This is a genomic window from Vibrio sp. 1F253 (assembly GCF_041439295.1).
GTDB classification, from domain to species: Bacteria; Pseudomonadota; Gammaproteobacteria; order Enterobacterales; family Vibrionaceae; genus Vibrio; species Vibrio tasmaniensis_A.
Genome location: NZ_JBGONU010000019.1, coordinates 62,735 through 84,579 on the forward strand (window position 1 = coordinate 62,735; position 21,845 = coordinate 84,579).

Below are 21,845 nucleotides of genomic sequence, written 5' to 3' on the forward strand. Positions count from 1 at the left end.
TTTCCTTAGATTCTTAGAAATAACCTTGGCGCTTTTTCAGCTCCATAGAGCCCGACTGATCATGGTCAATCGCTCGACCTTGACGCTCACTGGACGTTGCCACCAGCATCTCTTCAATAATGCCTGTTAGCGTATTCGCCTCAGATTCAACGGCTCCGGTTAATGGGTAACAGCCCAAAGTACGGAAGCGAACGCTTTTCTCTTCAATCACTTCACCTTCTTGCAGTTCCATACGGTCATCATCAACCATGATCAGCATGCCATCACGCTCAACCACAGGACGTTTGTCTGAAAGGTAAAGTGGAACAATATCGATGCTCTCTAGGTAGATGTACTGCCAGATATCAAGCTCAGTCCAGTTAGATAGTGGGAAGACACGAATGCTTTCGCCCTTATTAACCTGACCGTTGTAGGTGTGCCAAAGCTCAGGACGCTGGTTTTTTGGATCCCATGTATGGTTCTTGTCGCGGAAAGAATAAACACGTTCTTTCGCTCGAGATTTTTCTTCATCACGACGCGCACCACCAAAAGCGGCATCGAACCCGTACTTGTTTAACGCCTGCTTAAGGCCTTGAGTTTTCATGATGTCAGTGTGCTTAGAAGAACCATGTACGAACGGGCTACATCCCATCTCAATACCTTCTGGGTTCTTATGTACTAAAAGGTCGAAGCCGTACTTTTTAGCCGTACGAGCACGAAACTCAATCATCTCGCGGAATTTCCAATCCGTATCAACGTGCAATAGTGGGAATGGAATCTTACCTGGATAAAACGCTTTGCGAGCTAAATGAAGCATCACAGAAGAATCTTTACCGATGGAGTACATCATCACTGGGTTATCAAACTCAGCAGCAACTTCACGGATAATATGAATACTTTCCGCTTCAAGCTGTTTTAGGTGGGTTAAACGTTCTTGGTCCATTTCAGTGCTTCCTTTAAGGCTCGCAGTACGAGCAATTCATTACTTGGTCTTGCCAAGCAAGGGATTTAACTCATCCACTTGAGTGAATGGGAGTATTGGCACTAGAAGAAAACAGAAGCTTCGTTTTGAGCTATCCTTGCTATTCATCTGCCTGATACGTCCTTGATATAGGCATTATGACGAGCCTCTCATATTACTGGAAATTCTAAAATTTCATTTTTTATTCGAAAAGCTGATAAGGGATGGGATTCATCGATAAATAGGTGAAATGAATGGACTAATACTATCGATGTGATTTGTACATTGATTGAGCAGGTTTGGGAGGCGTCTTGCAGAACACCATAAAGTAATCGATCTAAGTCACGAATTAACATTCGTTGTAATCATTGTTTCATTCGGTTTTGTTACATTACGCAACGAATTTTCTACTATCCACTTTGGAGCTACAAAATGAAAGTTGCAATGAAACCTTTGTCATTGGCTGTACTTGCGGGTCTTGGTTTGACTCTAGCAGGCTGCACAACAACACCAGATACCGATGAAGTGATTAAATTACGTGTCGTAGAAACGACGGATATCCATACCAACCTAATGGATTACGACTACTACAAAGACAAGCCATCGAAAAAAATTGGCTTAGCACGTACTGCAACTCTAGTAAAAGAAGCTCAAAGCGAAGTAACCAACAGCGTATTAGTTGATAACGGTGACTTGCTGCAAGGTAGCCCAATGGGTGACTACATGGCAGACAAAGGCATCGAAGCGGGCGAAGTTCACCCTGCATATAAAGCAATGAATCAACTAAGCTACGACGCTGCAAACCTAGGTAACCACGAATTCAACTACGGTCTTGAGTTCCTAGAAGAGTCTATCAACGACGCTGATTTCCCATACATCAGTGCTAACGTTTACGACGCAGAAACTAAAGAACACTACTTCACGCCTTACATCATCAAGACGCACACGTTTGAAGATACTGCTGGCGTAAAACATGAAGTAAAAGTGGGTTACATCGGTTTTGTTCCACCACAAATCATGACGTGGGATAAGAAGAACCTTGAAGGCAAAGTGATCGCTCGTGACATCATTGAGACAGCTAACGAGTTAGTGCCTCAAATGAAAGCGGAAGGCGCTGAAGTTATCGTTGCTATCCCTCACTCAGGCGTATCAACTGACCCGTACAAAAATGGCGAAGAGAACTCAACGTTCTACCTATCTGAAGTAGACGGCATCGATGCGATCGCATTCGGCCACTCTCACGCAGTGTTCCCAGGTAAAGGTTTTGATGACATTCAAGGCATCAACAACGAAACGGGCACAATGAACGGCGTTGCGGCAGTAATGCCAGGTCGTTGGGGTAGCCACGTTGGTGTTATGGATCTAACACTTGCACAAAAAGACGGTAAGTGGGAAGTCGTTAAAGGCCAATCAGAAGCACGCCCTATCTACGACAAGATCGAGAAGAAATCTCTTGCTGCGGCTGATGAGGGCATCGTAACAGCACTAGAAAAAGACCACGCAGGTACTCGTGAGTTTGTTAACCAACTGATTGGTAAAGCAGACGACGTGATGTACAGCTTCCTATCTCTAGTGCAAGACGATCCAACAGTACAAATCGTTAACCTTGCACAGAAAGATTACGTTGAACAGTTCATCCAAGGCGACCCAGACCTAGATGGTACGCCAGTACTTTCAGCAGCTGCACCATTCAAGGCCGGTGGCCGTAAGAATGACCCAGCAAACTTCACTGAAGTTGAATCTGGTCAACTGACATTCCGTAACGCAGCTGACCTGTACCTTTACCCGAACACGCTAGTTGCGATGAAGGTAACAGGTCACGAAGTAAAAGAGTGGCTTGAGTGTTCTGCTGGTCAGTTCAACCAAGTGGATGTTAACTCAACAGCACCACAACAGTTGATCGAGTGGGATAACTTCCGTACTTACAACTTCGATGTTATCGACGGTGTTGATTACCAAATCGACGTAACTCAACCTGCGAAATACGATGCAAACTGTAAAGTCGTTAACCCTGACTCACAACGTATTGTTGGCCTAACTTACCAAGGTAAGCCAATCGACATGAAGCAAGACTTCCTGATCGCAACCAACAACTACCGTGCATACAGTGCTAAGTTCCCAGGTACGGGTGAAGACTTCATCGCATTTGATGCACCAGATGAAAACCGTACTGTTCTTGCGAACTACATCTCTCGCGTAAGCAAAGAGCAAGGTCAAGTTAGCCCAACGGCTGATAACAACTGGTCATTTGCGCCAATCAAAACGGATAACAAACTAGATATCCGCTTTGAAACATCGCCAAGCGACAAAGCGGCAGAGTTCATCAAAGAAAAGGGTCAATACCCGATGAAACGTGTTGCAACTGACGATGTTGGTTTTGCTGTTTACCAGATTGACCTAACTAAATAGATTACCCAGTAATCCATAGTTAACATTCTGAAAGGCTGAGTTTAACGACTCAGCCTTTTTCTTTTGTTATTTATAAATCGAATCCACTGCTCTACTTTTCTCACCGTAAACACCCGCTAATTCAACCCCCAAACAGCACGACTCAAACCGTCAATCGATTTAAGTCCCCACAAAAAAACACTAATCAGCTGTAAGTTTTTCTCTGCTCCTCCTGTCTATTTAATTTACTACACTCAATGAATGGCCAATAAGCCATTCATCTATAGGATAGATAAGGGTATTTGATGAGCACCGTCGAGAGTATTCAAGCATGGTTAAATACAGGAGAAGAATCGCTGCTATGGCTGATGCTTGGCATTATCGCGCTTTCTTACTTGCTTGAAGATCTGGCGATTGTTACAGCGGCAGGTTTAGCCACTCAAGAACTCATGCTTCCTCAATATGCGTTGCTTGCCATTTTCATCGGAATTGCCACAGGTGATCTCGGCCTTTATTACCTAGGTAAATCAGGACGTTATTTCCGAGGCGTTCGTTACAAAGCCCTCACCAACCGATACTTTCGTGCACTTCGCACTAAATTACGTCAAAACGCTTTCAGCAGTCTTTTTGTCATCCGCTTTATTCCCGGGCTTCGTACCGTCGGTTTTACCTTAAGTGGCTTTTTCGCAATCCCACTGCCTACTTTCTTGTTTGCCGTTATTAGTGCCACTGCGCTCTGGACTGGCATTGTCTTCTCTGCCATCTACTATTTAGGGACATCAGCGTGGCTGCAAGCCTCTGAATATCAATGGATCATCATCCCGTGTGCCATCGCTTTGCTGTTTATCAGCAATCGATTAATGAATAGAACCTACTCTAGAGGATTATCATGAGTTCACCGCAAGATATTCGCATCATTCCAGCACATCAAATCAATGCAGGCATGCCCTTGCTTGAAAAAGATACCGTGCGCAGTGTCTCTCCTTATGAGTTTCTTCCAACGTGGTTCTTCTACACGCCAGTGGTGATTCAAAGCCTGATGCAAGGGTTACGGCACTTTGACTGGGCGCTACCGCTCATCGCCAATCCGAGCATCAAATTAAGCGGCATGGTAGGCGAATCAAAACACGAAATACTGAGCCTTGCCGGATCATCGAGTCAGCGCTGGATCTCTCCGTTTATCACCTTAACCAAAACGGATCTTAGCAGTAAGAAACAAGCCGAAGATGCGCGCAGCGCACTCATACAGTCGGATCTCGATTTCCCGATTGTGGCTAAACCAGATCTTGGTTGTCGAGGTGTTGGCGTTAAGCTGATCAACACACAAGATCAACTTGAGCAGTATGTTGAATCTTTCCCAAATAATGCTCGCTTTCTATTGCAAGAGAAGGCGCCTTATCAAGCCGAAGCGGGTGTTTTCTATGTTCGCTACCCAAACAAAAAGCAAGGCGAGATCATCTCGATCACACTCAAATACGCACCAATGGTGGTGGGCGATGGCAACTCGACACTCAAGCAGTTAATTGAAAATAGCCCGCGTGCTGGGCAGCTTAGTCACCTGTATATCCCTAGGCATGAAGATAAATTGGCTCAAGTGCTCGCAGAGGGTGAAGAGTTCCAACTCGCGTTTGCAGGCAGCCATAGCCGTGGCTGTATCTTCCGAGACGGCAACCAATACATCACTCAGGCTTTAACCGAACGCTTAGATGAGATATTCGACGACTTCGATGGTTTTCACTTTGGACGACTCGACGTCAAATTCAAGGACATGCACAGCCTAATGAACGGCGAGGACTTCACGATCCTTGAGGTCAATGGCGCAAGCAGTGAGGCCGGGCACATCTGGGATCGCAACACACCGCTGCGAGAGATATTTTCGACGCTACTCCTGCAATACCGCATTCTTTTTGATATTGGCGCTCAACAAAAACAAAGAGGACACCAGCCTCCTTCTTTTAAGAGCTTATTTAACGCGTGGCAAGAAGAGCGACGTCTTGTTCAACAATATCCGACCACCGATTAACTTTGTACGAGGATCATGAATGAACCCCATAGCCCAACCGAGCGCCCTCACTTCTTTCTCTCCTAGTATCAAGGGAGCGGTAGAGATATTGAATCAGGGTTTAGAGTTTTTGTTAGCCATATCTGACAGCGACTATCTGACACGAGCAAAGCCGCACGTCACAAGTTCTATTGGTGAGCATACTCGTCACACGCTCGATCTTTTTCACGCTTTGATTTTAAAAGAGAATGCGACCGTTGATTACAACACTCGTCGTCGTGGTCACCCCGTCGAATTCGATAGGTCGATTGCGTTGAAAGAGATCCATTACGTGATCAACTGGCTTGAACGATTAGACCGTAGAGATCTCGAAGCGCCTATCATGATCCAAACCGAAGTTTCGATGGATACACAAGTATTTGCTAGCCTGCCTTCTACGCTAGAAAGAGAGGTCACCTTTGCTGCTCTGCATGCCAATCATCACTATGCGATGATCAAAGTGATCACGACCTTTCTTGATGTTGAAATATGCAATACCTTTGGTTATGCCCCGACCACCAGCAGCTATCTGAGGGAGCAATAATCATGTGTTCAGTATCTTGGCTGCTTGAAGAAAATGGTTATCAGGTCTTTTTTAACCGTGACGAACAAAAGACGCGAGCACTAGCAATGCCACCTAAACAATATCGAGTTAACGGCGTCGATATCATCATGCCACTCGACCCAACTGGCGGTGGTAGCTGGATCAGTATCAATGAGTTCGGGCTTTCGCTATGCCTACTCAATAACTATCAAGGCATAGTGCCTGTTGGACCTTTAGTCAGCCGTGGTTTGCTACTCAAGAATCTATCATCGAGTCGCAACATCAGCCTGCTCTCTGAAGCATTTCATCAGCTCGACCTGCACTCTTTTGCCCCGTTTACCTTGTTGGCTTTTGCGCCGAATTTAACTCAGAACAATGGTTTGGTTATCGCCTACATGTGGGATGGTATTCAACAGCACATCGTCGACACCGATTCTCCACTCTTCTCATCCGGTGTTGATTTAGAGCGAGTACAAGCCTACCGACAAGCAAAATACGATCAGCTTATGACAACAGGAAAGAATCAGCAGAACTTACTTCATTTTCACTCTCACCATCATAGCGAACAGCCTCATTTAGCGACCTGTATGCATCGTGAAGACGCGCACACCGTGAGCTTTACACACTTACGCAATCTACACGGCCAAGCCTCGATGTTTTACGCACCCGGCTCGCCTTGTGAACCCATTAAACCATACCAGATAAATCAACAGCGTTTTACCTTCGATTTATCACCAGCAATCAATCTATAGATGGAGTCCATCATGAGAAAACTATTAACCATGGTCATGCTACTTGTTAGCCCGTACGTATTTGCCGCCGATGAAATCTACACAGGGTTCTTTAGCAGTAAGGCGCTCGATGGCTACGACACTGTGGCTTATTTCACTTCAGGTAAGCCTATTGAAGGCAGTAAAAAATTCAGCACCGAGTACAAAGGCGCGGACTGGTATTTCTCTTCTGAAAAGAATCTGACTTTATTTGTTAATAATCCTGAAAAATATGCCCCTCAATATGGTGGTTATTGCGCTTGGGCTGTTTCAGCAAAAAGTGATTTTGCACCCGGAGACCCGAATCAATGGACGATTGTTGATAACAAGCTTTACCTCAACTACGACCAAGAGATTAAACAGCGTTGGGAACAAGACCGAGCACAACATATTCAAAAAGCCGACACCATTTGGCCGCAACTGATCAAATAAGGGAATAACCATGACATTCACTCCAGCTAAACATATTCCTGCGGCATTTATCGCTTTCGTATTTGTTCAGTCGCTGTTTTTTAAGTTCACAGGCTCATACGAGACTGAGCATATCTTTGGCACCTTGGCGACATGGTCTGGCTTAAGTTGGTTCGGTTCATTTGGCGGCTACTTGATTGGGTTCGCTGAATTGATTGCGGCCATTTTGCTGTTTACTCGTTGGCATGGCCTAGGTGCCATCATGAGTGTGGGGATTATGAGTGGCGCGATATTTTTCCATCTGTTTACGCCGCTCGGTATTCAAATGCCTGAGTTTAACGCAGCGGGTGAAATTGTCGGTTATGACGGCGGATTACTGTTTGGCATGGCATGTCTAGTATGGCTTTGCGGTGCATTTTTAAGTGTAAAAGATTTCAAGAATCAAGACGGTTTCCTAAACAACTTTAGTCAATAAGGTAGCTTCATTATGATTGATAGTCCTTTTCGTTTACCACGTTACACGCCTTTTGGTTTAGGTGAGTCTGTTGTCGAGTGGGCAACTGGGCTATCTAAGCTAGATAAGCTCTATCAAGATAGACCTGATGAGTTATCTAGCTTTGAATTCATGCATCACACCTTGTCAGCATTGAATATCGACTATTCCGTTTCAGCAGGCGCCACTAATAATATTCCCGAACAAGGGCCAGTAGTCATTGTGGCTAACCACCCGCTTGGTGCGATTGAAGGCGTGATCCTTGCTGATCTCGTAGGATCGGTAAGAAAGGATGTGAAGGTGTTGGCCAATGAGTTGCTCAAGCGACTGCCTGAACTGGATGATCTTTTCATTGGGGTCGATGTCTTTAACAGTAAAGAATCGAAACGCACCAATGCTAAAGCTATTCGAGATGCCAATCGTCATTTAGCAGACGGTGGACTCTTGATTGTGTTCCCTGCTGGCGAAGTATCGAGTTACCGTAAAGGAGCCAAGACACTAACAGACATCGAGTGGAGCAAATCAGTCGCAAAGTTTGTTAAGCGTCACCAAGCCACCACGGTGCCTATCTTTATCAATGGCAAGAACAGTGAGCTTTTCTACCAAGCGGGCCGTGTTCACCCACTACTGAGAACGGCTTTACTTGGCCGTGAACTTCTTAATAAACGAGCGACTACCATCTCTATCTCTATTGGCTCTTCAATCCCATACTCAGAGATAAAATCGTTTGAACAAGAGATGGATATCGTCAACTATCTGCGACTCAATACCTATCTGATGAGTCAACAAGATAGCCCTAGTACGCCAATCCATGCGCCCTCTTTTGACACTCAGGTTATTGCGCCTATTCCATCAGAAGTACTCTCTATAGAAGTCGCGTCACTTCCTCAAGAAATGAGATTACTGGAACAGGGAGATTTTGAGGTGTACTGCACACCGAGCCAGTCGATCCCCAATTTAATGCGCGAGATTGGTCGAGTAAGAGAGGAGAGCTTTAGAGAGGTCGGCGAAGGCAGCGGGCTTGCCTGTGATTTAGATGAGTATGACCTTTACTACCATCAACTGTTTGTGTGGAACAAAGCCAAGGCTGAATTAGTCGGTGCATATCGACTTGGTATGGTCGACAAGTTGATCGCTGAGCACGGGCTTGATCAACTCTATTCCCGCAGTCTGTTTAACTACAATCAAGAATTCATCGATACCTTAGACAACAGTATCGAGCTTGGGCGTTCCGTAGTGAGCAAGCCTTATCAAAAGAGCCTTAACTCACTATTACTATTGTGGAAAGGTATCGCGGCCTTCGTGTATCGTCACCCTCAATACACTCACCTATTCGGCCCAGTCAGTATCAGTAATGATTACAGTCATAATGCTCGCCTGTTGATTGCGACGACCTTATCGATACATCATTATGACGAAGAAAAAGCAAATCTGGTTTCTCCTTCGTCACCACTTAATACCAGTAATCATGTGTTCTGGCAAAATCACCTGTTATCGTCATTGGCGAGTGTTCCTCTGCTCTCTAAAGTGTTAGCACGTATGGAGCAAGGAAAAGGCCTACCAGTATTACTGCGCCAGTATCTAGGGATGAACGGTAAGTTGGTGTGCTTTAACGTCGACCCATCATTTAATGATGCTCTGGATGGCTTGATTGTGGTTAACCTTAAGAAAGTACCACTGAAAACTCTTGGTAAATACATGGGTAGAGAACTTGCTCAAGATTATCTAGAACAGCACGCTCGACGCTGATTTAGCCCGCTCTGTACCTATACTCAAATAAGTGCGATGATTTCGACACTTATTTGGGTTAGGTTATTTCCATGCACACCTCTTTTATCGAACAACTACAAAGCTTCGACTTCTCTGAAAGTCAGATTGAATCTCTATTAGCCGTCGCGAAACCACTTGAGCTACCAACCAGACACATCCTGATCAATCAAGGTGAAATGGCGAGTTCAATCTACTTTGTACTTGAAGGCTTGTGCCACGCTTGTTATCTCACTGATGACGGCAAGCAATACAGCAAAGAGTTCTACTGGGAACAAGATTGGATCATCGGCTTTGAGAGTTTGATAAAAAACCAAGCGTCCCCTTACCTATTAGAAACGCTCACACCAATTACTATGTTAGAACTGCCAATGAACGCAGTTATCGAGTGGCGCGCATCAAACAACCCTTTGTATTTAAAGTTATTAGAAACTCAGCTGATGCATAAGGAAAACAAAGAACGCTTTATGCTGCTCTATACTCCAGAGCAACGCTATCAACTTTTCTGCGAACATTATCCCGACCTTGAACAGCGCTTGAACGACAATCAAATTGCTGCTTACCTCGGTATAACCGCGATCAGCCTGAGCAGAATCAAAGGTCGAATTAACAATAGTTAATGCCAACAATCATCGCACATAGTACATTCAGAGCATCGATAATCTCTGGATGTAAACATGATCACTTGGCACTCAATTCCCTTCTCTGAACTTTCAACACAGCAGCTTTATCAACTACTTAAATTACGAGTCGATGTGTTCGTCGTTGAACAAAATTGCCCTTATCCAGAACTCGACGGTAAAGATACACTCGCGGGTGTTGAACACTTGCTTGGCTATGCTGATGCAGAGTTAGTGGCGTGTGCACGCTTGTTACCACCAGGAACTTCTTACGACTACACGAGCATCGGCCGAGTGGCGACTAAGCAATCGGCAAGAGGCGATGGTTTAGGGCATCAATTGATAAAAGAAGCGTTAACACGCTGTGAGGCTCTTTGGCCGAGCACGACTATCGATATTGGTGCGCAACAACACCTAGAAAACTTCTATGCGAGCCACGGCTTCAAAACAATCTCTGAGATGTACTTGGAAGACGATATTCCGCACGTTGATATGAGATTAGAGAAGTAATGTCGAATATCACTGTCGGTATCCTATTGCTGATTGCAGGTAACTTGTTTGCCTCGCTTTCCGACGTAGCGGTAAAACTGTTGAATGGCGAAGTACCACCTCTTCAGTATATTTTTTTCCGACAGTTGATATCTCTACTCATCATCACCCCTTTGTGGCTACAGCAGAAAAAGGAACAACGACGCTTACAGCAAGCCAAAGTGACCATCATACGCGGACAGCTGATATTAATTGGCAGTGGATGTATGGTCGTCGCAATTACCCATCTATCTTTGGCCACCGCTAACGCTGTATTTTACGTAGCCCCCCTGTTGATGTTACCTCTATCTATGTTTCTACTCAAAGAGCAACCAGCACTTGGCAAGGTCATCGCCACCACTATCGGTTTTATTGGTGCATTGATTGTCTTGAGGCCATCGCAATTTCATTGGGCTGCATTGTTTGCATTAGGCACAGCTCTGACGCTCGCACTGTTCAATGTATTGGTAAGAAAGCTTCCGAGTGAGCAAACGGTGATCACTACGCTGTGGTGGACAACGTTATTCTCTATTCCAGCATCATTGGTACTGTGCTTCCTATACTGGCAACCGGTATCGGTGGAGCATTTGGGATACATAGCACTCAGTGCAACGTTAATCTTGAGTTACAACGGCCTTGCGGTTGCTGCCTACCAAAAAGCACACTCTAGCCAAATTGCCTTGGCTGAGTATTCAGGACTGGTGTTTGTCGCGTTAATAGGTGCAATATGGTTTGATGAGATACCAGATACGTTAACCTTTATCGGTATTATGCTCATCATCTTGCCACTCGCCCCTTTCAAGCGACCAAAAAAAAGAGCTAATGCTTAGCTCTTTTCTATCGTTTATATGTGTCTGGTGAAGTGCTTTAACTCAGGTTCACTATTCATCTATTTACTGCGACCAAAGCCACCATCTGATAACCGGAAAAACATCACCGAAGTATTGCCTTTCTCAAGCTGAAGAATGTCTAGTTGCCCACTCTCGGCTAGTTTGAATCGAACCAGCTGGCCTTTACGAATCTGGCTAAGCGGCTTGTCTGCACCTTCAATACGAACCAAAGCGTTAAGATCAGACAGCGGTAGATCATTATTTCGGAACACTTGAGCTAACGTATCTCCTTGCTTAACAAGATACTCTTGCCAACTGGTTGGCTCAGAAGAATTACTTTTAGCATTTTTCTGCTCGCTTAAGCCAACAGTATTTATCTCAAGCTCAACACGAGATGTTGCTGGTGCGTTGTCTACTTTAGGCTCTGGTAGCGGTGCAAACAATAAGATTAATATGATCGGCGAAATCACCATCAATAATTTCTGGTGTAATTTCGGCAATGATCCCCAAGTTTGCACTGTTGAGGTTTTCATTTTCTTTAGATCGATCGAGCTTAGTTTCTCTTTGACCTGATTCAGTCGGTCCTTGAACTCTGCTAAGTGGTCTACTTTCTGTTTTTTCTTTTGACGACGATTCATGCCACTGCGTCCTATACATTGAATAACTACAGTATAAAAACCAAAGTACCAACAGTATAGATCTTTCCGCGACAACAGAGAGCAAAGCAAGAAAATTGACATAGCTGTGATTTGGACACGGTAAAGCGTAAGTGATCAGAGGCTAGCCGTTTATTCAGGCTGCTAATACTGGTATTCTTACCCTTTTAGTACTGACAAAAAGAGTGACTTTTCATGTCTGAAGTAAAATTTGAAACTGTAGAGCAAAAAGCTAGCTACGGTATCGGTCTACAAATGGGCCAACAACTTGCTGGTTCTGGTCTTGAAGGCCTAAACGTTGATGCAATCGCTGCTGGTATCGCAACAGCTCTAGTTGGCGACATGCCAGCTATCGAAGTTGACGAAATCAACAACGCACTACAAGAGCTACACACTCGTGGTGAAGCTGCACGTCAAGAACTAGCTAAAGCTGCTGCTGCTGACGGCGAAGCTTTCCTAGCTGACAACGCTCTTCGTTCAGAAGTTACAGTTCTTGAGTCTGGTCTTCAGTACGAAGTACTAACTGAAGGTACTGGCGAAATCCCAACTGCAGACAAGCAAGTACGCGTTCACTACCACGGCGAACTAACTGACGGTACAGTTTTCGATAGCTCTGTATCTCGCGGTCAACCTGCTGAATTCCCAGTAACTGGCGTAATTCAAGGTTGGGTACAAGCTCTACAAATGATGCCTGTTGGCTCTAAGTGGAAGCTATACATCCCTCAAGATCTAGCATACGGTGAGCGTGGCGCAGGTGCTGCAATCCCACCATTTGCTGCTCTAGTATTCGAAGTAGAACTTCTAGCAATTCTTTAATTTCTATAAAAACCTTTAGTGAAACAAAAAACTATAGGTAAATTAGACTGAATTAGCTCAACGGCGATGTGACTACATCGCCGTTTTTCGTTTATAGTGAAAGAGTAAATTACTTTATTACTTAAGGACGAATAATGAAGAAAGTACTCATCACCGTTTTAAGCAGCCTTGCTGTGGTATCTTGCGCTAGTACTAGCGAGTCAGAACAAGTTAGCTCAACTTCCGATATTAACTATTCCCAACTATCACAAACAGCCCTTATGGCCGCTGTAGACATGTGGTCTCAAAAAAATGAAGCAACACCATTTACGAGCACCCTTGCTAATTCCCTAAGTGACAAAGCATCTGTAACAAATGAGCAAGCTATAGGTGGAGTAGGCTCCATGCTAGCTCTTGCCCAAAATACCCTTGATAACTTTGACAACCAAGAGCTCGAAATGCTTTTCCCTGGAATGTCGACGCTTGATTCTACCGGTTTAACGTCAGTATTGGACTCAAAAACATCTGTTGAAAATGCATTTTCAGGATTAGGTATGGATTCATCAATGGTTGCGGCGTTTGCACCAATCATTATTCAAGGGCTAGAGTCACAAGGCGCAACAAGCGGTCTCGTTGATTCACTCGAAGCTATTTGGTTGTAATAACCAGTGATTAATAATTGATTTAAAATACTTAAAGGGCGCTTCGGTGCTCTTTTTTGTGCGCTGAACAAAAGAGATACGAGATACGAGATATCATTGAGAAATGGAGCAGAGAAGGTAAAGAAAAGTGCCAAATATCGTGGTGCAATTCTTATGTCGGTCTCCTAATTCTACAGATACAAAAAAGCCGAGCTAATGCTCGGCTTTTGTATTAAGAATCTAGTATAGATTACTCAGCAGCTTCTTCAGCAGCTGGGCGGTCTACAAGCTCAATGTAAGCCATTGGAGCTTTATCACCAGTACGGAAACCACATTTAAGAATGCGAGTGTAACCACCTTGGCGAGCCGCGAAACGCGGGCCTAGTTCATTAAATAGTTTTGCCACAACTTCGTTATCACGAGTGCGAGCAAATGCAAGACGACGGTTAGCAACACTGTCTGTCTTAGCTAGGGTAATCAATGGCTCAATTACGCGACGTAGTTCTTTTGCTTTAGGCACGGTAGTTTTAATAACTTCGTGACGAACAAGAGAGCTAGCCATGTTGCTGAACATCGCTTTGCGATGACTGCTGTTGCGGTTGAGTTGACGACCACTTTTACGATGGCGCATGACCTAATCCTTCTAACTTTTCGATTAATCTTCAGCGATTGACGCTGGTGGCCAGTTTTCTAGGCGCATGCCTAGAGAAAGACCACGTGAAGCAAGCACATCTTTAATCTCTGTAAGAGATTTCTTACCAAGGTTTGGCGTTTTAAGTAGCTCAACCTCAGTGCGCTGTACAAGATCACCGATGTAGTGAATCGCTTCTGCTTTCAAACAGTTAGCAGAGCGAACTGTTAGTTCAAGATCGTCTACAGGACGTAGTAGGATAGGATCGAATTCTGGCTTCTCTTCCTTCTCCTCAGGTACACGTACATCACGAAGATCTACGAACGCATCCAGTTGTTCAGCTAAAATAGTAGCTGCACGACGGATAGCTTCCTCAGGTTCTAGAGTACCGTTCGTTTCCATATCGATAACAAGCTTGTCTAAGTCAGTACGTTGTTCTACACGTGCCGCTTCAACAGCATAGGCGATTTTATCGACCGGGCTGTAAGTAGCGTCAACAAGTAGACGACCGATTGGACGCTCATCTTCTTCAGTATGGATACGAGCTGAAGCTGGAACGTAACCACGACCACGTTCTACTTTGATACGCATAGCGATCTCAGCGTTGTCATCCGTTAGGTGACAAATTACGTGCTCAGGGTTAGCGATCTCTACATCACCATCGTGGGTGATGTCACCTGCAACAACAGGGCCTGAGCCTGATTTGTTCAGTGTAATAAACACTTCATCTTTGCCTTCAGCAACGCGTACAGCTAAACCTTTAAGGTTTAGAAGGATTTCCAGGATATCTTCCTGAACGCCTTCTTTAGTGCTGTATTCGTGTAGCACACCTTCGATTTCAACTTCTGTTACGGCACAACCCGGCATAGAAGATAGAAGAATGCGGCGAAGAGCATTACCTAGAGTATGGCCGAAACCGCGCTCTAATGGCTCAAGAGTTACTTTCGCGTGTGTCGTATTGATCTGTTCAATGTCAACAAGACGCGGCTTAAGAAATTCTGTTACAGAACCCTGCATTGTGTCCTCTCTTTTTTTAACCTTACTTAGAGTAAAGTTCGACGATCAAGTGTTCATTGATGTCAGCTGATAGGTCAGAACGCTCAGGCATACGCTTGAATGTACCTTCCATTTTGCCAGCATCTACTTCAATCCAAGTTGGCTTTTCACGTTGTTCAGCAACTTCTAGAGCCGCTTTAATACGAGATTGCTGTTTAGCTTTCTCGCGGATAGAAACAACGTCGTTTGCCGCTACTTTGAAAGAAGGAACGTTTACAACTTTACCGTTAACTAGAATAGACTTGTGGCTAACTAGTTGACGAGATTCAGCACGAGTAGCGCCAAAGCCCATACGGTAAACTACGTTATCAAGACGACCTTCAAGAAGCTGAAGCAGGTTTGCACCTGTGTTGCCTTTAAGACGTGCAGCTTCTTTGTAGTAGTTGCGGAATTGTTTTTCTAGAACGCCGTAAATACGACGAACTTTTTGCTTCTCACGAAGCTGAACGCCATACTCAGATAGACGACCGCGACGAGCGCCGTGTACACCTGGTGCGTTATCAATTTTACACTTGGTATCGATCGCACGGACACCAGACTTAAGGAATAAGTCAGTACCTTCGCGACGGCTAAGCTTCAGCTTAGGACCCAAATATCTTGCCATGATCTTTCTCCAATATTCCTAGAAACGAAACTTAAACGCGACGTTTCTTAGGTGGACGACAACCGTTATGAGGGATTGGTGTCGCATCAACAATGTTAGTGATACGGAAACCAGCAGCGTTCAGTGCACGAACAGTAGATTCGCGACCTGGACCTGGACCCTTAACCATAACTTCCAAGTTCTTTAGGCCATATTCTTTAGCCATTTCACCACAACGCTCAGCTGCAACTTGTGCTGCGAACGGAGTAGATTTACGAGAACCACGGAAACCTGAACCACCTGCTGTAGCCCATGCAAGAGCGTTGCCTTGACGGTCAGTGATAGTTACGATTGTGTTGTTGAAAGAAGCATGAATGTGCGCTACGCCATCAGCTACTTGCTTGCGTACGCGCTTACGCGCGCGAGTTGGTTGTTTTGCCATTGTACTCTACCTTATCCGACTATTTCTTGATCGGCTTGCGCGGACCCTTACGGGTGCGAGCGTTGGTTTTAGTACGCTGTCCACGTAGTGGTAGACTGCGACGATGACGAAGACCGCGGTAACAGCCAAGGTCCATAAGACGCTTGATGTTCATCGATACTTCACGACGTAGATCACCTTCTACAGTGTATTTAGCTACACCATCACGCAGTTGATCGATCTGCTCTTCAGTTAGTTCACTGATCTTAGCATCTTCAGCAATACCCACTTCAGCTAGAATAGCTTGAGAGCGAGTTTTGCCAATACCGTAGATTGCAGTAAGTGCAATTACAGAATGCTTATGATCAGGAATGTTAATGCCGGCTATACGGGCCATTATTCACTCCTAAGGGGGTTCATAAAAGAATTATCCGCAGCAAAGCCCGTTATGGATACGCTGCGGCATACTACTTCTTTTGCACGCAAAAGGTAGGCCGAGGAATATACTCGACTCTACCTAGTATTTCAAGTAAAAATTTCTGCTGATTAGCCTTGGCGTTGCTTATGCTTTGGCTCACTGCAAATCACGCGAACGACACCGTTACGCTTGATAACTTTACAGTTACGGCAGATTTTTTTAACGGAAGCACGAACTTTCATTGCTAAACTCCGTAAATGGAATCGAAATAATTACTACCGAATTAACGGCCGTAACCTTTCAGATTCGCTTTCTTTAACACAGAATCATACTGTTGTGACATCAGATGAGTCTGTACCTGTGCCATGAAATCCATGATAACTACCACTACGATTAGTAGTGATGTGCCGCCGAAGTAGAAACGAACGTTCCACGCGACCATCATGAACTCAGGAATCAGACATATAAAAGTAATGTATAGAGCGCCCGCTAGGGTTAGTCTAGTCATCACTTTATCGATATATTTCGCTGTCTGCTCACCTGGGCGGATACCGGGTACGAATGCACCAGACTTCTTCAAATTATCAGCTGTTTCACGCGGGTTAAACACCAACGCTGTATAGAAGAAACAGAAGAAGATTATAGCTGCTGCATAAAGCATTACATACAAAGGTTGACCTGGGCTAAGAGCTAATGACACGTCAGTTAACCAACCGAACGCGCTGCTTTCACCATTTTGACCAAACCATTGTGCTAATGTTCCTGGGAACAAAATAATACTTGATGCAAAAATCGCTGGAATAACACCTGCCATATTAATCTTAAGAGGCAAGTGAGAGCTTTGAGCTGCAAAAACTTTACGACCTTGTTGACGCTTCGCATAGTTAACGACGATACGACGTTGACCACGTTCCATGAAAACTACGAAGTAAATTACAGCAAAAGACAATACCGCGATAAACAACAGAAGAAGCACATGCAATTCACCTTGACGCGCTTGCTCGATTGTTTGACCGATTGCAGAAGGCAATCCAGCAACAATACCTGCAAAAATCAGAATGGAAATACCATTACCGATTCCTCGCTCAGTGATTTGTTCACCTAACCACATCAAAAACATGGTACCAGTTACTAAACTCACGGTAGCAATAAGCGTAAACATGGTTTGGTTGATAACAACCAGATTGTCTACCATGTTTGGTAAGCCTGTTGCGATACCAATAGCTTGGAATGTTGCAAGTACAAGCGTGCCGTAGCGTGTATATTGGCTTATCTTACGACGGCCTGCTTCACCCTCTTTTTTGAGTTCCGCTAACGCTGGATGAACTACAGTTAGCAATTGGACTACGATCGATGCCGAAATGTACGGCATGATACCCAATGCTAATATAGATGCACGCTCAAGAGCACCACCGGAGAACATGTTAAACATTTCTACGATGGTACCTTTTTGCTGATCGAACAAATCGGCAAGTACAGCTGCGTCAATACCAGGGATCGGCACAAAAGAGCCGGCTCGGAATACTAAAAGTGCACCAATTACGAATAATAAGCGCGACTTTAGTTCACTTAAGCCGCTCTGAGCACTACGAAAATCTTTTCCTGGTTTCTTAGCCATCTGTACCTCGTTCCTCGAGATTATTCCTCGATTTTACCGCCTGCAGCTTCGATTGCAGCTTTAGCGCCTTTAGTCACGCGTAGACCTTTAACAGTCACAGCTTTGCTTAGGTCACCAGAAAGAACGATCTTAACAAACTCGATGTTCTTAGTGATAACGTTAGCAGCTTTAAGGCTGTTAAGATCAACTACGTCACCTGTTACTTTCGCTAGCTCAGCTAGACGAACTTCAGCAGACACTAGGCTCTTACGAGAAGTGAAACCGAATTTAGGTAGACGTTGTTTTAGAGGCATTTGACCGCCTTCAAAACCTGGACGAACAGAGCCGCCAGAACGTGACTTTTGACCTTTGTGACCGCGGCCACCTGTTTTACCAAGGCCAGAACCGATACCACGACCTACACGCTTCTTAGAAGGTTTAGAGCCAGCAGCCGGTGATAGAGTATTCAAACGCATTCTGATTACTCCTCAATCTTAACCATGTAGTAAACCTTGTTGATCATACCGCGTACGCACGGAGTATCTTCAAGTTCTACTGTATGGTTGATGCGACGAAGACCTAGACCTTTAAGACACGCTTTGTGCTTAGGTAGGCGACCAATTGAGCTTTTAGTTTGAGTTACTTTAATAGTTGCCATCGTGTGCTTACTCCGAAATAGATTCAACAGTTAGACCACGTTTAGCAGCAACCATTTCTGGTGACTTAACGTCTACTAGAGCACCAATCGTTGCGCGAACAACGTTGATTGGGTTCGTTGAACCGTATGCTTTAGAAAGAACGTTATGTACGCCTGCAACTTCAAGTACGGCACGCATTGCACCACCGGCAATAACACCTGTACCTTCAGCAGCTGGCTGCATGTAAACTTTAGAGCCCGAATGACGACCTTTCACCGGGTGGTGAAGAGTGCCTTCGTTAAGCGCAACAGTAACCATGTTACGACGCGCTTTTTCCATTGCTTTTTGAATCGCTGCAGGTACTTCACGAGCTTTGCCGTAACCGAAACCTACGCGACCATTACCGTCACCAACTACTGTTAGTGCAGTGAAGCTCATGATTCGACCACCTTTAACCGTCTTAGATACACGGTTAACAGCGATCAGCTTTTCTTGCAAATCATTAGCTTGTTGTTGTTCTTTAGCCATCTTCCAACCCTACCTTAGAATTTCAGACCAGCTTCGCGAGCAGATTCTGCTAGCGCCGCTACTCGACCGTGGTATTGGAAACCAGAACGGTCAAATGCAACTGAAGCTACGCCTTTTTCAAGAGCGCGCTCAGCAACAGCTTTACCAACTGCTTTAGCTGCATCGACGTTACCAGTGTTCTTAACTTGCTCACGGATCGCTTTTTCTACAGTAGAAGCAGCTGCGATAACCTCAGAGCCGTTTGCCGAGATAACTTGAGCGTAAACATGGCGAGGAGTACGATGTACTACCAGGCGAGTTGCACCAAGTTCTGCAATCTTACGACGTGCACGTGTAGCACGACGGATGCGAGATGCTTTCTTATCCATAGTGATACCTTACTTCTTCTTAGCTTCTTTAGTACGCACATTTTCATCTGCGTAACGAACACCTTTGCCTTTGTAAGGCTCAGGAGCACGGTAAGAACGAATGTCAGCCGCAACTTGACCTACTACTTGCTTATCGCAACCAGTAATAACGATCTCAGTTTGGCTAGGGCACTCAGCTTTAATACCTTCAGGTAGAGCGTGCTCTACTGGGTGAGAAAAACCAAGAGTTAGACCTACAGCATTGCCTTTCATAGCAGCACGGTAACCAACACCCTTAAGAGTTAGCTTCTTAGTGAAGCCCTCAGTAACACCCACAACCATGTTATTAACTAGAGCGCGAGCTGTACCAGCTTGTGCCCATGCGTTAGTAACACCTTCTTTCGGACCGAAAGTTAGGTTGTTTTCTTCCTGTGCAATAACTACGGCGCTGTTAAGAACGCGAGTAAGCTCACCTTTGCTACCTTTTACAGTAACTTCTTGGCCGTTTAGTTTCACCTCTACGCCAGCTGGAATAGCGACAGGTGCTTTAGCAACACGAGACATAATCTACTCCTTAAGCTACGTAACAGATGATTTCACCGCCAAGACCTGCTTTACGAGCAGCACGGTCAGACATCAGACCCTTGGAAGTAGAAACAACTGCAATACCAAGACCACCCATCACTGTAGGTAAAGAGTCTTTATTTTTATAAACTCTTAGACCAGGACGTGATACGCGCTTGATTTGCTCGATTACAGGTTTAGCTTGGAAGTACTTAAGAGTAACTTCTAGCTCAGGTTTTGCTTCGCTGTCAACAGCGAAGTCTACGATGTAACCTTCAGCTTTAAGTAATGCAGCAATTGCAACTTTAAGCTTTGAAGAAGGCATTTTTACAGCAACTTTATTTGCTGCCTGACCGTTACGAACGCGGGTCAGCATATCCGAAATCGGATCTTGCATGCTCATAAGATTTACTCCAAATGATTAAGTGGCAATTACCAGCTAGCCTTACGAAGACCCGGAATCTCGCCTTTCATGCAAGCTTCGCGAACCTTAATACGGCTTAGACCGAATTTACGTAGGTAACCGTGTGGACGACCAGTTTGGTTGCAACGGTTGCGCTGACGTGATGCACTTGAATCACGTGGAAGAGATTGCAGTTTAAGAACCGCATTCCAACGATCTTCTTCAGATGCGTTTACATCGCTAATGATAACTTTTAGCGCAGAACGCTTTTCAGCGAACTTAACTACTAGTTTTGCACGTTTAGCTTCACGTGCTTTCATTGATTGTTTAGCCATAACAGTAACCCTACCCTTACTTACGGAATGGGAAGTTAAAGGCAGCCAGCAGAGCTCGGCCTTCCTCATCGGATCCCGCAGATGTCGTGATAGTAATATCAAGACCGCGGACACGATCGACTTTATCGTAGTCGATTTCCGGAAAGATGATTTGCTCGCGAACGCCCATGCTGTAGTTACCGCGTCCGTCAAAAGACTTAGCGCTAACACCACGGAAATCACGTACACGTGGAAGTGCGATAGAGATTAAACGCTCTAAAAATTCCCACATGCGCTCACCACGCAAGGTTACTTTACAACCAATTGGGTAGCCTTCACGAATTTTGAAACCAGCTACAGATTTACGCGCTTTCGTGATAAGAGGCTTTTGACCAGAGATCGTTGCCATATCAGATGCTGCGTTTTCTAGCAGTTTCTTATCGTTGATTGCTTCACCAACGCCCATGTTTAGGGTGATTTTCTCAATCCTAGGGACTTGCATGACGCTTGTGTAGCTGAACTCTTTGGTAAGCTCAGCGACTACAGACGACTTGTAGTAATCATGCAGTTTCGCCATAGTAGAACTCCAAATTACTTCTAATTAGTTAGAAACAGTTTCGCCGTTAGATTTGAAGAAACGAACTTTCTTGCCATCTTCGATACGGAAACCGATACGGTCTGCTTTACCAGTAGCCGCGTTAAAGACTGCAACGTTAGAAGCATCGATAGCTGCTTCTTGTTCAACGATGCCACCTTGTTGACCTAGAGCCGGAACCGGCTTTTGGTGTTTTTTAACAAGATTGATGCCTTCAACAACAACTTTACCAGTTGTCAGAACCTTAGTTACTTTACCTTTCTTGCCTTTATCTTTACCAGCAAGAATGATTACTTCGTCATTACGACGGATTTTAGCTGCCATGT

At 44.8% G+C, this 21,845-nt stretch carries 31 protein-coding genes; 13 read left to right on the forward strand and 18 right to left on the reverse strand.

Going from position 1 to position 21,845, the window contains the following annotated elements; genetic code table 11:
• Positions 1 to 13: 13 nt before the first annotated feature.
• Positions 14 to 958 carry a sulfate adenylyltransferase subunit CysD gene (gene cysD, locus ACED28_RS11680; protein WP_371709919.1) on the reverse strand — a complete coding sequence of 315 codons (945 nt, stop codon included), beginning with the start codon at positions 956 to 958 and terminating at the stop codon, positions 14 to 16.
• Positions 959 to 1,372: 414 nt separating this feature from the next.
• On the opposite strand from cysD, the gene ACED28_RS11685 reads away from it, so the two are divergent.
• From ACED28_RS11685 to ACED28_RS11735, 11 genes are all read left to right on the forward strand, one after another.
• Positions 1,373 to 3,349: a bifunctional 2',3'-cyclic-nucleotide 2'-phosphodiesterase/3'-nucleotidase gene (locus ACED28_RS11685; protein ID WP_371709915.1), complete on the forward strand. Its 1,977-nt coding sequence runs from the start codon at positions 1,373 to 1,375 to the stop codon at positions 3,347 to 3,349.
• A 284-nt stretch (positions 3,350 to 3,633) separates the two neighbouring features.
• Entirely contained in the window at positions 3,634 to 4,221 is a 588-nt protein-coding gene (locus tag ACED28_RS11690) for a DedA family protein (protein ID WP_371709916.1), read from the forward strand.
• Positions 4,218 to 5,351, forward strand: a complete 1,134-nt coding sequence (locus tag ACED28_RS11695) for a D-alanine--D-alanine ligase (protein WP_371709917.1) — start codon at positions 4,218 to 4,220, stop codon at positions 5,349 to 5,351. Before ACED28_RS11690 ends, ACED28_RS11695 begins: the two co-directional genes overlap by 4 nt.
• A 19-nt stretch (positions 5,352 to 5,370) precedes the next feature.
• A complete protein-coding gene (locus tag ACED28_RS11700) occupies positions 5,371 to 5,913 on the forward strand; it encodes a hypothetical protein (RefSeq protein WP_371707694.1) in 543 nt (180 codons plus the stop codon).
• Positions 5,914 to 5,915: 2 nt separating this feature from the next.
• The gene (locus ACED28_RS11705; protein ID WP_371707695.1) at positions 5,916 to 6,665 is read left to right on the forward strand and encodes an NRDE family protein; all 750 of its coding nucleotides are present in this window, start codon (positions 5,916 to 5,918) and stop codon (positions 6,663 to 6,665) included.
• Positions 6,666 to 6,677: 12 nt separating this feature from the next.
• Positions 6,678 to 7,115 carry a YHS domain-containing (seleno)protein gene (locus ACED28_RS11710; protein ID WP_012604897.1) on the forward strand — a complete coding sequence of 146 codons (438 nt, stop codon included), beginning with the start codon at positions 6,678 to 6,680 and terminating at the stop codon, positions 7,113 to 7,115.
• A 10-nt stretch (positions 7,116 to 7,125) separates the two neighbouring features.
• Entirely contained in the window at positions 7,126 to 7,569 is a 444-nt protein-coding gene (locus ACED28_RS11715; RefSeq protein WP_004735264.1) for a hypothetical protein, read from the forward strand.
• A gap of 12 nt (positions 7,570 to 7,581) precedes the next feature.
• Entirely contained in the window at positions 7,582 to 9,336 is a 1,755-nt protein-coding gene (locus ACED28_RS11720) for a lysophospholipid acyltransferase family protein (protein ID WP_371709918.1), read from the forward strand.
• 71 nt (positions 9,337 to 9,407) lie between these two features.
• Positions 9,408 to 9,974 carry a Crp/Fnr family transcriptional regulator gene (locus ACED28_RS11725; protein ID WP_017067547.1) on the forward strand — a complete coding sequence of 189 codons (567 nt, stop codon included), beginning with the start codon at positions 9,408 to 9,410 and terminating at the stop codon, positions 9,972 to 9,974.
• Positions 9,975 to 10,031: 57 nt separating this feature from the next.
• Complete coding sequence (locus ACED28_RS11730; RefSeq protein ID WP_371707698.1) at positions 10,032 to 10,484, forward strand: GNAT family N-acetyltransferase; 453 nt, start codon at positions 10,032 to 10,034, stop codon at positions 10,482 to 10,484.
• Positions 10,484 to 11,332 (forward strand): DMT family transporter, encoded by an 849-nt coding sequence (locus ACED28_RS11735; protein WP_012604900.1) that lies wholly within the window; start codon positions 10,484 to 10,486, stop codon positions 11,330 to 11,332. Before ACED28_RS11730 ends, ACED28_RS11735 begins: the two co-directional genes overlap by 1 nt.
• 59 nt (positions 11,333 to 11,391) lie before the next feature.
• Here the strand turns inward: ACED28_RS11735 and ACED28_RS11740 are convergent, their stop codons facing one another.
• Positions 11,392 to 11,970: a LysM-like peptidoglycan-binding domain-containing protein gene (locus tag ACED28_RS11740; protein ID WP_135382108.1), complete on the reverse strand. Its 579-nt coding sequence runs from the start codon at positions 11,968 to 11,970 to the stop codon at positions 11,392 to 11,394.
• 213 nt (positions 11,971 to 12,183) lie between these two features.
• Between ACED28_RS11740 and ACED28_RS11745 the strand changes: the two genes are divergently transcribed.
• Positions 12,184 to 12,804 (forward strand): FKBP-type peptidyl-prolyl cis-trans isomerase, encoded by a 621-nt coding sequence (locus tag ACED28_RS11745; protein WP_008220519.1) that lies wholly within the window; start codon positions 12,184 to 12,186, stop codon positions 12,802 to 12,804.
• 134 nt (positions 12,805 to 12,938) lie between these two features.
• Positions 12,939 to 13,445 carry a DUF2780 domain-containing protein gene (locus ACED28_RS11750; RefSeq protein ID WP_371695518.1) on the forward strand — a complete coding sequence of 169 codons (507 nt, stop codon included), beginning with the start codon at positions 12,939 to 12,941 and terminating at the stop codon, positions 13,443 to 13,445.
• A 229-nt stretch (positions 13,446 to 13,674) separates the two neighbouring features.
• On the opposite strand, the gene rplQ is transcribed toward ACED28_RS11750, so the two are convergent.
• The 16 genes from rplQ to rplX form a co-directional block, all read right to left on the reverse strand.
• Entirely contained in the window at positions 13,675 to 14,055 is a 381-nt protein-coding gene (gene rplQ / locus ACED28_RS11755; RefSeq protein WP_004729812.1) for a 50S ribosomal protein L17, read from the reverse strand.
• Positions 14,056 to 14,079: 24 nt separating this feature from the next.
• The gene (gene rpoA, locus ACED28_RS11760; RefSeq protein WP_004729813.1) at positions 14,080 to 15,072 is read right to left on the reverse strand and encodes a DNA-directed RNA polymerase subunit alpha; all 993 of its coding nucleotides are present in this window, start codon (positions 15,070 to 15,072) and stop codon (positions 14,080 to 14,082) included.
• 22 nt (positions 15,073 to 15,094) lie between these two features.
• Positions 15,095 to 15,715, reverse strand: a complete 621-nt coding sequence (gene rpsD / locus ACED28_RS11765) for a 30S ribosomal protein S4 (protein WP_004738777.1) — start codon at positions 15,713 to 15,715, stop codon at positions 15,095 to 15,097.
• A gap of 31 nt (positions 15,716 to 15,746) precedes the next feature.
• On the reverse strand, positions 15,747 to 16,136 hold the full coding sequence (gene rpsK, locus ACED28_RS11770; protein WP_004738778.1) for a 30S ribosomal protein S11: 390 nt from the start codon (positions 16,134 to 16,136) through the stop codon (positions 15,747 to 15,749).
• 19 nt (positions 16,137 to 16,155) lie between these two features.
• On the reverse strand, positions 16,156 to 16,512 hold the full coding sequence (gene rpsM / locus ACED28_RS11775) for a 30S ribosomal protein S13 (protein ID WP_004738779.1): 357 nt from the start codon (positions 16,510 to 16,512) through the stop codon (positions 16,156 to 16,158).
• A 149-nt stretch (positions 16,513 to 16,661) separates the two neighbouring features.
• Positions 16,662 to 16,775, reverse strand: a complete 114-nt coding sequence (rpmJ, locus tag ACED28_RS11780) for a 50S ribosomal protein L36 (RefSeq protein ID WP_000868186.1) — start codon at positions 16,773 to 16,775, stop codon at positions 16,662 to 16,664.
• 41 nt (positions 16,776 to 16,816) lie between these two features.
• Positions 16,817 to 18,151 carry a preprotein translocase subunit SecY gene (gene secY / locus ACED28_RS11785; RefSeq protein ID WP_004736759.1) on the reverse strand — a complete coding sequence of 445 codons (1,335 nt, stop codon included), beginning with the start codon at positions 18,149 to 18,151 and terminating at the stop codon, positions 16,817 to 16,819.
• Between the two features lie 20 nt (positions 18,152 to 18,171).
• Positions 18,172 to 18,606, reverse strand: coding sequence for a 50S ribosomal protein L15 (gene rplO / locus ACED28_RS11790; RefSeq protein WP_004736758.1), 435 nt, complete (start codon positions 18,604 to 18,606; stop codon positions 18,172 to 18,174).
• Positions 18,607 to 18,611: 5 nt separating this feature from the next.
• The gene (rpmD, locus tag ACED28_RS11795; RefSeq protein WP_004736756.1) at positions 18,612 to 18,788 is read right to left on the reverse strand and encodes a 50S ribosomal protein L30; all 177 of its coding nucleotides are present in this window, start codon (positions 18,786 to 18,788) and stop codon (positions 18,612 to 18,614) included.
• Between the two features lie 7 nt (positions 18,789 to 18,795).
• Entirely contained in the window at positions 18,796 to 19,296 is a 501-nt protein-coding gene (gene rpsE / locus ACED28_RS11800; protein WP_004736754.1) for a 30S ribosomal protein S5, read from the reverse strand.
• Positions 19,297 to 19,310: 14 nt separating this feature from the next.
• Entirely contained in the window at positions 19,311 to 19,664 is a 354-nt protein-coding gene (gene rplR, locus ACED28_RS11805) for a 50S ribosomal protein L18 (protein WP_009847783.1), read from the reverse strand.
• 9 nt (positions 19,665 to 19,673) lie between these two features.
• Positions 19,674 to 20,207, reverse strand: coding sequence for a 50S ribosomal protein L6 (rplF, locus tag ACED28_RS11810; RefSeq protein ID WP_009847784.1), 534 nt, complete (start codon positions 20,205 to 20,207; stop codon positions 19,674 to 19,676).
• A 10-nt stretch (positions 20,208 to 20,217) separates the two neighbouring features.
• On the reverse strand, positions 20,218 to 20,610 hold the full coding sequence (gene rpsH, locus ACED28_RS11815) for a 30S ribosomal protein S8 (protein WP_009847785.1): 393 nt from the start codon (positions 20,608 to 20,610) through the stop codon (positions 20,218 to 20,220).
• A 29-nt stretch (positions 20,611 to 20,639) separates the two neighbouring features.
• Positions 20,640 to 20,945, reverse strand: coding sequence for a 30S ribosomal protein S14 (gene rpsN / locus ACED28_RS11820; protein WP_004736747.1), 306 nt, complete (start codon positions 20,943 to 20,945; stop codon positions 20,640 to 20,642).
• A 16-nt stretch (positions 20,946 to 20,961) separates the two neighbouring features.
• A complete protein-coding gene (rplE, locus tag ACED28_RS11825; RefSeq protein WP_004736744.1) occupies positions 20,962 to 21,501 on the reverse strand; it encodes a 50S ribosomal protein L5 in 540 nt (179 codons plus the stop codon).
• A gap of 24 nt (positions 21,502 to 21,525) precedes the next feature.
• The gene (gene rplX, locus ACED28_RS11830) at positions 21,526 to 21,843 is read right to left on the reverse strand and encodes a 50S ribosomal protein L24 (protein ID WP_004736742.1); all 318 of its coding nucleotides are present in this window, start codon (positions 21,841 to 21,843) and stop codon (positions 21,526 to 21,528) included.
• Positions 21,844 to 21,845 lie beyond the last annotated feature (2 nt).

Bases quoted from the DNA above. Each gene is read 5' to 3' on its own strand.
- ACED28_RS11685 (WP_371709915.1), top strand. From the start codon at position 1,373: ATGAAAGTTGCAATGAAACCTTTGTCATTGGCTGTACTTGCGGGTCTT.
- ACED28_RS11690 (WP_371709916.1), top strand. From the start codon at position 3,634: ATGAGCACCGTCGAGAGTATTCAAGCATGGTTAAATACAGGAGAAGAA.
- ACED28_RS11695 (WP_371709917.1), top strand. From the start codon at position 4,218: ATGAGTTCACCGCAAGATATTCGCATCATTCCAGCACATCAAATCAAT.
- ACED28_RS11700 (WP_371707694.1), top strand. From the start codon at position 5,371: ATGAACCCCATAGCCCAACCGAGCGCCCTCACTTCTTTCTCTCCTAGT.
- ACED28_RS11705 (WP_371707695.1), top strand. From the start codon at position 5,916: ATGTGTTCAGTATCTTGGCTGCTTGAAGAAAATGGTTATCAGGTCTTT.
- ACED28_RS11710 (WP_012604897.1), top strand. From the start codon at position 6,678: ATGAGAAAACTATTAACCATGGTCATGCTACTTGTTAGCCCGTACGTA.
- ACED28_RS11715 (WP_004735264.1), top strand. From the start codon at position 7,126: ATGACATTCACTCCAGCTAAACATATTCCTGCGGCATTTATCGCTTTC.
- ACED28_RS11720 (WP_371709918.1), top strand. From the start codon at position 7,582: ATGATTGATAGTCCTTTTCGTTTACCACGTTACACGCCTTTTGGTTTA.
- ACED28_RS11725 (WP_017067547.1), top strand. From the start codon at position 9,408: ATGCACACCTCTTTTATCGAACAACTACAAAGCTTCGACTTCTCTGAA.
- ACED28_RS11730 (WP_371707698.1), top strand. From the start codon at position 10,032: ATGATCACTTGGCACTCAATTCCCTTCTCTGAACTTTCAACACAGCAG.
- ACED28_RS11735 (WP_012604900.1), top strand. From the start codon at position 10,484: ATGTCGAATATCACTGTCGGTATCCTATTGCTGATTGCAGGTAACTTG.
- ACED28_RS11740 (WP_135382108.1), bottom strand. From the start codon at position 11,970: ATGAATCGTCGTCAAAAGAAAAAACAGAAAGTAGACCACTTAGCAGAG.
- ACED28_RS11745 (WP_008220519.1), top strand. From the start codon at position 12,184: ATGTCTGAAGTAAAATTTGAAACTGTAGAGCAAAAAGCTAGCTACGGT.
- ACED28_RS11750 (WP_371695518.1), top strand. From the start codon at position 12,939: ATGAAGAAAGTACTCATCACCGTTTTAAGCAGCCTTGCTGTGGTATCT.
- rplQ (WP_004729812.1), bottom strand. From the start codon at position 14,055: ATGCGCCATCGTAAAAGTGGTCGTCAACTCAACCGCAACAGCAGTCAT.
- rpoA (WP_004729813.1), bottom strand. From the start codon at position 15,072: ATGCAGGGTTCTGTAACAGAATTTCTTAAGCCGCGTCTTGTTGACATT.
- rpsD (WP_004738777.1), bottom strand. From the start codon at position 15,715: ATGGCAAGATATTTGGGTCCTAAGCTGAAGCTTAGCCGTCGCGAAGGT.
- rpsK (WP_004738778.1), bottom strand. From the start codon at position 16,136: ATGGCAAAACAACCAACTCGCGCGCGTAAGCGCGTACGCAAGCAAGTA.
- rpsM (WP_004738779.1), bottom strand. From the start codon at position 16,512: ATGGCCCGTATAGCCGGCATTAACATTCCTGATCATAAGCATTCTGTA.
- rpmJ (WP_000868186.1), bottom strand. From the start codon at position 16,775: ATGAAAGTTCGTGCTTCCGTTAAAAAAATCTGCCGTAACTGTAAAGTT.
- secY (WP_004736759.1), bottom strand. From the start codon at position 18,151: ATGGCTAAGAAACCAGGAAAAGATTTTCGTAGTGCTCAGAGCGGCTTA.
- rplO (WP_004736758.1), bottom strand. From the start codon at position 18,606: ATGCGTTTGAATACTCTATCACCGGCTGCTGGCTCTAAACCTTCTAAG.
- rpmD (WP_004736756.1), bottom strand. From the start codon at position 18,788: ATGGCAACTATTAAAGTAACTCAAACTAAAAGCTCAATTGGTCGCCTA.
- rpsE (WP_004736754.1), bottom strand. From the start codon at position 19,296: ATGGCTAAAGAACAACAACAAGCTAATGATTTGCAAGAAAAGCTGATC.
- rplR (WP_009847783.1), bottom strand. From the start codon at position 19,664: ATGGATAAGAAAGCATCTCGCATCCGTCGTGCTACACGTGCACGTCGT.
- rplF (WP_009847784.1), bottom strand. From the start codon at position 20,207: ATGTCTCGTGTTGCTAAAGCACCTGTCGCTATTCCAGCTGGCGTAGAG.
- rpsH (WP_009847785.1), bottom strand. From the start codon at position 20,610: ATGAGCATGCAAGATCCGATTTCGGATATGCTGACCCGCGTTCGTAAC.
- rpsN (WP_004736747.1), bottom strand. From the start codon at position 20,945: ATGGCTAAACAATCAATGAAAGCACGTGAAGCTAAACGTGCAAAACTA.
- rplE (WP_004736744.1), bottom strand. From the start codon at position 21,501: ATGGCGAAACTGCATGATTACTACAAGTCGTCTGTAGTCGCTGAGCTT.
- rplX (WP_004736742.1), bottom strand. From the start codon at position 21,843: ATGGCAGCTAAAATCCGTCGTAATGACGAAGTAATCATTCTTGCTGGT.